The organism is Citrobacter sp. wls757 (assembly GCF_005280935.1).
GTDB lineage: Bacteria > Pseudomonadota > Gammaproteobacteria > Enterobacterales > Enterobacteriaceae > Citrobacter > Citrobacter portucalensis.
In genome coordinates, this window is sequence record NZ_SZWU01000060.1 from 518,113 (window position 1) to 519,845 (window position 1,733).

Annotated in this window: 2 protein-coding genes; one reads left to right on the top strand and one right to left on the bottom strand. The window is 49.6% G+C overall.

Annotation, left to right across the window (positions count from 1 at the left end; genetic code table 11):
- Nucleotides 1–519, bottom strand: a 519-nt coding sequence (cybB, locus tag FDW94_RS17330) for a cytochrome b561 (protein ID WP_137378041.1), incomplete at its 3' end; no start/stop codon positions are given.
- Between the two features lie 189 nt (nt 520–708).
- Between cybB and gap the strand changes: the two genes are divergently transcribed.
- Nucleotides 709–1,710 (top strand): type I glyceraldehyde-3-phosphate dehydrogenase, encoded by a 1,002-nt coding sequence (gene gap, locus FDW94_RS17335; RefSeq protein ID WP_137377964.1) that lies wholly within the window; start codon nt 709–711, stop codon nt 1,708–1,710.
- Nucleotides 1,711–1,733 lie beyond the last annotated feature (23 nt).

The following is a 1,733-nucleotide window of genomic DNA, read 5'->3' on the forward strand; positions in this document are numbered from 1 at the left end:
ACGCGGCATCATGCGCAACAGCGTATTATCCTTCCAGAAATAGTGATGCATCAGGGCGGCAACGGCATGCAGACCAATAACAAAATAACCCAGGTTTGCCAGCGTCACGTGCCAGGACTTCAGCATATCCACTAAATCAAAGTTAGCCTCTGCCGCATGCGGCATAACGATGCCGAATGCAATCCACGGATTACCCCGGTTGTACATCATCACCAGCCCAATAATAGGCAGCACAATAAACAACAGATAGATAACCAGATGCCCCAGATGCGCCATGCCGGTCATCATTGGCTTTGGTTTTGGCACAATCGGCGGTGCCGGATATTTCAGCCTGACCAGCAGACGCGCCACCATCAGCGTTAATATCGTGATACCGCAGGATACGTGCACCATGTTGAATAAGGGACGATAGCTGCGCGGGAAAAATCCGCGAAACTCCATGGCGCTATAGGCCACAATAACTAACAAAAAGACCAGCCAGTGAATACCGATTTGCAGGCCAGAATACTTATTCCCCATAACACTTCCTGAATAAAAACAATAATGCGTCAACATAACGGGCTTTTGTTAAAAATTCATTAACTTTTGTTCACCCATTTTCAGTCGCTTACGCTTAACAGCAAGAGCCGCTATTGCCGAGGATGCCTGTCTGGACTAAGCCTGGTAAGGAAAATATGTCGTACCGCCTCATCCTGACAGGAGAAAACCATGAGTAAAATTGGCATTAACGGTTTTGGTCGTATCGGTCGTCTGGTATTGCGTCGGCTACTGGAAGTCAAAAGCAACGTGGAGGTTGTGGCCATTAATGACCTCACCTCGCCCAAAATTCTCGCCTATCTGTTAAAGCACGATTCAAACTACGGCCCGTTTCCCTGGAGCATCGACTTTACCGAAGACGCGCTGATTGTCGACGGTAAAAAAATCGCGGTTTACGCAGAAAAAGAGGCCAAAAATATCCCGTGGAAAACCACTGGCGCTGAGATAATCATCGAATGCACCGGTTTTTATACCTCGACAGAAAAAGCCAACGCGCACCTGGATGCAGGTGCCAAAAAAGTGCTGATATCCGCCCCGGCTGGCGACATGAAGACCATTGTCTTTAACGTCAACGACGACACAATGGATGCGAACGATCGGATTATCTCGGTCGCATCGTGCACCACCAACTGCCTGGCACCGATGGCGAAAACGCTGCACGATAGCTTCGGTATTCAGCTTGGCACTATGACCACCATCCACGCCTACACGGGAACGCAGTCGCTGGTTGATGGTCCACGCGGGAAAGATCTGCGCGCCTCGCGGGCAGCAGCAGAGAACATCATTCCCCATACCACTGGTGCCGCCAAGGCCATTGGTCTGGTTATTCCGGCGTTGAGCGGAAAATTAAAAGGCCATGCCCAGCGTGTTCCGGTGAAAACAGGATCTGTCACGGAACTGGTATCGATATTGGGGAAAAAAGTCACTGCTGAAGAGGTCAACAACGCGCTGAAAAAAGCCACGCAAAATAATGAGTCGTTTGGTTATACCGACGAGGAAATCGTCTCGTCAGATGTCATTGGCTCGCATTTCGGTTCGGTATTTGATGCAACACAAACCGAGATTACCGAAGTGGGCGATCTGCAACTGGTAAAAACCGTCGCCTGGTACGATAACGAATACGGTTTTGTCACCCAGCTTATTCGTACGCTGGATAAATTTATCAAGCTCTAATGTTCTGGCGGAGGCCTGCCTCC

Excerpts from the sequence above, each read along its gene's own strand:
- gap (WP_137377964.1), top strand. The coding sequence starts at position 709 with ATGAGTAAAATTGGCATTAACGGTTTTGGTCGTATCGGTCGTCTGGTA.